Here is a 6,205-nt window from a genome sequence, read left to right on the forward strand (position 1 = left end):
AAGGGTGTCAAAGTCCCAACTGCGTTGTCATCCGACAGAGGCGCCTTCATCCGCAGTCAAGAACAGCGGTCAATATCAGTACTGGTAATCCTGCATATTCGATTGCTGCATATTATGGCTCTGCGCCGTTCAGTGCTGACGAGTCATACGGCCAGCCAAACAGCGGCGATCGAAAGACAACCCACGTGGACGCGCCTGAGAGAGGCGCGGTTCCGCATACCGCTTTCCGGTCTGAGCTGTGGTGCACACGGAGCTTAAGCAGCGGGTGTTGGCCCGCCCTTAGAAGGCTTGCGCCTTGATGGCGATCTCGTCGCCGAGCCTTCAGGGACCGCGCCTCCAAGCTGCTCGCGGAAGAACTGCCGCGGCAGCTTCAACAGGTCAGGCAACGACTCCAAGAAGCCCGTTCCATCTTCGACGGCCGTGAGTGGATCTGTAGACAACTTGTGGTGCCTGCGAAGTTCGCTAAGACGCCGGCGGATCGGATCGTGTTCGTCGGTATCTTCTAGCACAGCTTCGACATCCCGCAAAACCCTACTTGCTGCGTCGCGAGACATCCCATCGGCGTGATCACGCACGAAAGACTTGATAACTCGTTCGACGCGGTCCAGGTCGCGAACGTTAGATTCCGAGGACGCCGCATCGTCGAGCCTATCTCGAAGGAAAGAAACGAGAGCCGCGAAATTCTGCTCAAACGCAAGCAACCCCGGGGGCCTCGGGGTAGCAGCAACCGCGTTCTCAAGGTAGTGAACCAATTCCTTGCTGAACCCGACCTTTTGTAACTTTCTACCGGAAAAGGCGCTCGAGAATGCCATTTGAAGTGCAGGGAACAGGCTCCCCCCGGTGCTCGCAAGGCTGGCATTTACATCATCGGATCGGAGCAGATTTACATCCGAAGCAGGAATACCTAAGAAACGACGGGCATAAAATCTAGCGCCTTCGACAGCGATGGCCACTGGAATCAGGTCCTCGGGCTCAGCAACGGTCACCCCTGACGCGACATTGATGTCAGCCCCCTTTGCCCAATCACCCAGATTGACGATGTGTCGATCTTGGAGTACTCGCTGTCGATCTGCCTCGCCTTGCGCCAATCGCGTTATTGCCTCCCGACCGGCGTCATCGTCGTCAAGCAAGGCCACGCACGGAGGCTTAAGCGTGTCACGTCCACGTGCCAGGTAGGCCATGTATGGCACATGGCTCGCAGAGGCGCAGGCCACGATCGTGACTTCATTGAGATCGATCAGTGTGCTCGGAGTTAGGCCCCGCCGGCGCAGCAGCGCTAAGGCACCAGTAAGCAAGATCTGATCTGTAGGGCCTTCGACAAGAAGGTTATTGCCGCCAATGAAGGCAGTTTCCGCAACGTGAGCACCGATCGACGTCCGAAGAGGCTCATAGTGATTATTTACAACGTCTCTGACGAGCCGCGTGCCCTCTTGGTCCGATCCCTTGTCGAGTACTCGGATCCGGTGACCGGCATTCTTATTGATCAAGAAGGGGGAGTGCGTCACATATATCACTTGATCCGTACGACCCCCCGCTTCTGGACGTGCAAACTCGTCCAGAACCCTCAAAAGATCGGCCTGAGCGGCACTCGACAAATACGCATCAGGTTCGTCCATGAGTAGGACCTCAGTATGAGTCAGCGAGCGTTCGTGAGCTCGTAGTTGTACGTAGTAGCCAAGAAAGTAGGTGAGACCCCTGCTTCGCTCGCTAAAAGAATAGTCTGTGCCAGTCTTGTCGCGTATAGTGAACGCGACCTCTCGTTCACGCGGGGCGAGGCGCAACTCGAAGTCCCGGTCCTGCCGCCACCAGCGGCGAAAGTTGAGGTGCCGTGCTATCGAACGGTTCATCTGCTCAATTAGTGCACCAACTTGCCCCTCCTTGCCGTCTCGGATCGCGCATTCCAGTTCTGAAAACTTGCTTGGGGAGATTCTTGCGACATTAAGCAATAGGTCGCGTCCAAGCTGTTCCGACTTCGCCACCGATGTATCTTCAAGCTCGACTGGATTCTCAGCTGGATCTGCTACACCAGCGATGCCATTAATCAACTGCGGCCAGGAGGATATCCCGCCAGAGCGCGGATTATCATCAAACTTGAATCGGTCGCGCCTTCTGCTAAGGAGACCGGGCTTTCGGTCAAGGAGAGCATCGAACGAGATGACATCCGGGATTCTAGCCCTCGTCTCCAATTGAAATGGCTTTGGAAGGACCGCTTGCAAACCGGCAAGGGTGCTGGCATCAAGCGGAGCCGGGGGATGTCCTTTTTGGATCAACATGTTATCCCCGGCTCCCATACGGAGTAACGTGACGCGGTCATCAAGGGCCAATTTCACGCCCGCGGCTCGCAGAGCATCGACGTCGTCCTGCGCGGTCAAAACAAACTCCGCACCGAAGTCAGGGCTACGAATCTCTCCAACCTCGACCGAGTACAACTGCGAGTAACGACAGAAGTCCCCTGACGAGATGTCCGCCCCAGACAGTGCGCGCATCGTCGCGCCGATGAGATGGCTCTTGCCCGATTCATTTGCACCGACGATCGCAGTCACTTCGGGGTCGATGTCGATCTCTACGAACGGAAACCACCCACGTCCCTGGATCACCTCCCAGTCGTACTCAGCTCCTCTGACCGCCTTCGCTTCCTGGTCATAGTTGAACGACCGATAGAACCGAACCAGCACTCGGGTTAGCAGCATTGGAGCCTCCGGCGAAACGACGTTGACTCGATAGTAGGGGCTAGGTCGACAGATGCGCCCGGCAACGTCGCATACGGTGAAGAAGAGCCGGCGGGAGGCTTCATTCCGCAGGCTGCCGGAACTTCTAAGGAGTCGCAACTCACCCTTTGACTCACGACGCACTCAACTGGGTCTCGATTACTCGGCGCAGTTCGCGTGAACGAGACCTGCGCGATCCAAGATCTGACGAGTTCCGAATTCCGGATACGTAACCTTGAACGATTTCCAGTGTTTCGTCTCCAGGAAGATTTAGTATCTCCGAGAGCTCGACCAACACTCCAGTGTTCTGCGACTTCCCAATTCTCTTGGTATCCGAAACCGCCCGTTGAAATATATCAAGAGCCCAAGAGACGCGTCGACCCGGGAGGCCTCGCCCCATCCACGGGGATATAGGGCTACTCCCCCTCCACTCAGCGCCCTCCGGTACACCTGAACTACTATCGAGGATAGTTTCAAACTGGTGTTGTTGGAGGCGTGGTGATCGCAAACATTGTGGCCCAAGGTGTACTCCTGGGACTGTTCGGTGCGGTCACAGCGTGTGGTGTCGCCGCCCGTCAGCCGGATCGAGGTGGGGAGGCGTGGCGGGCGCTTGTTTCGTGTGCGGTGGCCGTGAGTGCGGCCGTCGGCGTGATGGTGGTTGCTCCCCAGGGTGTTTTCGCGTCGGTGATCGTGTTGGCGCTGCTCTGTGTTGGGGCGCTCATGTTGTTTTCTGCTCATCTGCACGGTGCGTCGTTGGCTGTAATGGTTGACCCGCTGGTGTGGATGGCCTCGTCGATGTGGGTGTTCATCGTGTTCGCGGCCACGGGCGCGTCGATCGAGATTGGCGTGGTGCCTGCTGATCCGATTGCCGAGTTGGCGTTGAGGGCAGAGCTCAATCGACCCCCGAGGTGGGTCCGTACTGGCAGTGTGATCGCGATTTTCGGTCTGGTGGCCGCGATAGTCTTCCGTCTGGCCCGGCCGGCCTCCTGTGGTGATTGCTTCGAGACCCTCGTTCCCGGCGCCCACGCCCGATGGCCACAAAATACGAAGGTGGTTAGTAGAAGTGGGGTGTGATGCGGGTGTGCTGAGGAGATGGTTGGGCATGACTGACGGTGTCGAGGTGCGGCGTGCGGGTCGGTTCGGCCCGCGCGGTCCTGCCCGTACGATCTCCCGTGCGGTGGGTCTTGCTGTGGTGATGTTTGAGGCGGTGGCCGCGTTCTGGCTGGTGATGCTGCTCCGAACGTCGGATCTCGTGCCATCCGACCCCCGCTCAGGAGTCGGGCGCGGTGATCCGGTTGAGCTGCGGGTGCTGACCGCTGTGGATGTGCACGACTGGGTGTCGGCTCTGAGTGCTGCGGCCTTCGCTGCGGGTGTGGCCGGTGCGCTGGTGGCGCGTCTACTCCCAGCAGTCAAGGGGCGCGCGACCGGTTGAGTAGTCGGGCCTGGGCCTCGCCGGAGTTTCCCTTGTCGGAGGGTTTCTATGGCTTAGGCTTTGGTGCCGCCGCCGCGGGTGTGGCGAGGTTTAAGGGTGAGGTATTCGCTGAGCACTTCACGCTCGGCGGGTGTCACGGTCTGGGCGAAGTGCATCAGTACTGCCGCGGAGTCCCCGCTGGCGTCGAGGACCTGACGCAAGGTGCGTGAGGTGGCCTCTTCACGGGTCTGCATGGGGAAGTACCGGTAGGCGCGGCTGACTTTTTCTCGACCGACGAACCCTTTTTTGTGCAGGTTGGTGACGACGGTGAGCACTGTGGTGTAGGCCGGTTCGCGGTCGTGGAGTTCCTCGACTAGGTCGTGCACCGACATCGCCGCACCGGCTGACCACAGCACGTCCATCACTGCGCGTTCCAGTGAACCCAGCCCAGTCATTTTCACCCACCATCTCTAGATGCGGGTCAATCTTACGACGGACTACCTCAGTTAGTAGCTTGGTCCCGTTGGAGCGCATCGGCAGCGCCGCGACGCGTGCGGTGTTTGAAGGCCACGGAGAATTCGGTTCCAGGGGTGCTGCGGTGGATGTGACGTCGGGTGGTGGTCGGCAACGTGATGGTGAAGGTGGCTCCGTGTCCGGCTCCCAGGCTTTCGGCGAGCAAGGTGCCCCCATGGTCTTCGACGATAGAGCGGGCGATGGTGAGGCCGATTCCGCTGCCGCCGGCGTCTCTGGTGCGTGAGGAGTCGGTGCGGTAGAAGCGGTCGAAGATGTGTGGAAGGTGTTGAGGGGGAATGCCGTCACCGCAGTCGACGACGCTGATGCGCACCGCGTGTGCCGGGGCGGTGTCGGCTTTCACTACGACTCGCTGGCCCGGGGAGCTGTGTCGCAGCGCGTTGGTGAGCAGATTGAGCAGTACTTGGCTCATTCGTTCGGCGTCGACATGGACGTGTACGCGCGCGGCGGTGGTGACGATGCCTAGCGTGACTTTGGCGTCGGTGAACAGGTCGGCGGCTTCTTCGTAGGTCGCGATGAGCAGTTCGTTGACAGTGATCGTCGCCGGGTGGAGGGGCATCTGATGCTCGTCGGCGCTGGATACGGTCGCGATGTCCTCGGCGAGACGCTGCAGGCGGGTGGTGGCGGTGCGCACGACGTCAAAGGTCTGTGAGTCGGGAGCCCGGATTCCGTCTTCGATGGCGTCGGTGATCGCGCCGATGGTGGTCAGTGGGGTGCGCAGTTCGTGGGCAAGGTCTGAGAGCATCCGCTTACGGATGTCGTCTTGTGAATCCAGCCGTTGTGCAAGTTGGTTGATAGCTCGGCTGAGCTGGGTGAACTCGGTGCCGAGCTGGCGATCGGGTACGCGCGTGCGGTAGTTGCCGGCGCCAATAGCCACGGCTGAGCGGGCGACACTGGCGACTGACTGTTGTACGCGGCGAGCCAGGAACCAGCTGACGGCCGTGGCCAGGATCGTCGAGGTGATCAATGCGACAGACATTGAGACGACGATCGAGGAAGTGAACGCGGCTTCGACATGGTCGGCCTGAACTGACCCTGGCTCGAGGCGAGCTTGGCCGAGGTGGTCGTGGAAGGTGTGTGGAGCCACGAATAGTGCCACGATCGCGACGCTGATGCCGCCGCCGGCGATGACGATAGCTTGAGCGAGCATGAGCCGGGAGCCGAAGCTGCCGGGGATATGCAACCGTCGACGTTCATCGTTCATCGCTGGCTCCTCGAGGTTGGCCGTCACCCATCCGGTAGCCCACTCCGCGAACGGTGCGGATGAATCGGCCGGCTACGGCGCTGTCACCGAGTTTGCGGCGCAGACTGGCGACATGGACTTCGACGACGTGGGCATCGCCGACCCAGTCGGGTCCCCAGATTTCGGTGAGCAGTTGCTCTCGACTGAACACAACACCGGGCCGCCGCGTGAGCGCTTCGAGAACGTCGAACTCAGTCCGAGTCAGCTCCACGGGTGTGCTCTCCACCTGGACTTCACGACCCTGAGGGTCGAGGGTGAGCTCCCCTATCGTCCGCGGGTGCGACTCGCCGGTTGGGGTCGGCCGTGGTCGGC

General features: G+C 60.1%; 6 protein-coding genes. 2 read left to right on the top strand and 4 right to left on the bottom strand.

The window, feature by feature from the left end; translation table 11 throughout:
* Window positions 1-254 precede the first annotated feature (254 nt).
* On the bottom strand, window positions 255-2,690 hold the full coding sequence (locus ABW18_RS22000; RefSeq protein ID WP_049701071.1) for an AAA family ATPase: 2,436 nt from the start codon (window positions 2,688-2,690) through the stop codon (window positions 255-257).
* A gap of 648 nt (window positions 2,691-3,338) precedes the next feature.
* On the opposite strand from ABW18_RS22000, the gene ABW18_RS22005 reads away from it, so the two are divergent.
* Together ABW18_RS22005 and ABW18_RS22010 are read left to right on the top strand one after the other, a co-directional pair.
* Complete coding sequence (locus ABW18_RS22005; RefSeq protein ID WP_233425552.1) at window positions 3,339-3,782, top strand: hypothetical protein; 444 nt, start codon at window positions 3,339-3,341, stop codon at window positions 3,780-3,782.
* Between the two features lie 28 nt (window positions 3,783-3,810).
* On the top strand, window positions 3,811-4,140 hold the full coding sequence (locus tag ABW18_RS22010; RefSeq protein ID WP_005180014.1) for a hypothetical protein: 330 nt from the start codon (window positions 3,811-3,813) through the stop codon (window positions 4,138-4,140).
* Between the two features lie 53 nt (window positions 4,141-4,193).
* Here the strand turns inward: ABW18_RS22010 and ABW18_RS22015 are convergent, their stop codons facing one another.
* The 3 genes from ABW18_RS22015 to ABW18_RS22615 form a co-directional block, all read right to left on the bottom strand.
* A complete protein-coding gene (locus tag ABW18_RS22015; protein ID WP_005180013.1) occupies window positions 4,194-4,574 on the bottom strand; it encodes a BlaI/MecI/CopY family transcriptional regulator in 381 nt (126 codons plus the stop codon).
* Window positions 4,575-4,621: 47 nt separating this feature from the next.
* Window positions 4,622-5,854, bottom strand: a complete 1,233-nt coding sequence (locus tag ABW18_RS22020) for a sensor histidine kinase (RefSeq protein WP_005180010.1) — start codon at window positions 5,852-5,854, stop codon at window positions 4,622-4,624.
* A partial coding sequence (locus ABW18_RS22615) for a winged helix-turn-helix domain-containing protein (protein ID WP_160318066.1) occupies window positions 5,844-6,205 on the bottom strand: 362 nt, incomplete at its 5' end. The genes ABW18_RS22615 and ABW18_RS22020, both read right to left, overlap by 11 nt.

Source organism: Gordonia jacobaea, assembly GCF_001186365.1.
GTDB lineage: Bacteria > Actinomycetota > Actinomycetes > Mycobacteriales > Mycobacteriaceae > Gordonia > Gordonia jacobaea.

Excerpts from the sequence above, each read along its gene's own strand:
- ABW18_RS22010 (WP_005180014.1), top strand. The coding sequence starts at position 3,811 with ATGACTGACGGTGTCGAGGTGCGGCGTGCGGGTCGGTTCGGCCCGCGC.
- ABW18_RS22020 (WP_005180010.1), bottom strand. The coding sequence starts at position 5,854 with ATGAACGATGAACGTCGACGGTTGCATATCCCCGGCAGCTTCGGCTCC.
- ABW18_RS22015 (WP_005180013.1), bottom strand. The coding sequence starts at position 4,574 with ATGACTGGGCTGGGTTCACTGGAACGCGCAGTGATGGACGTGCTGTGG.
- ABW18_RS22000 (WP_049701071.1), bottom strand. The coding sequence starts at position 2,690 with ATGCTGCTAACCCGAGTGCTGGTTCGGTTCTATCGGTCGTTCAACTAT.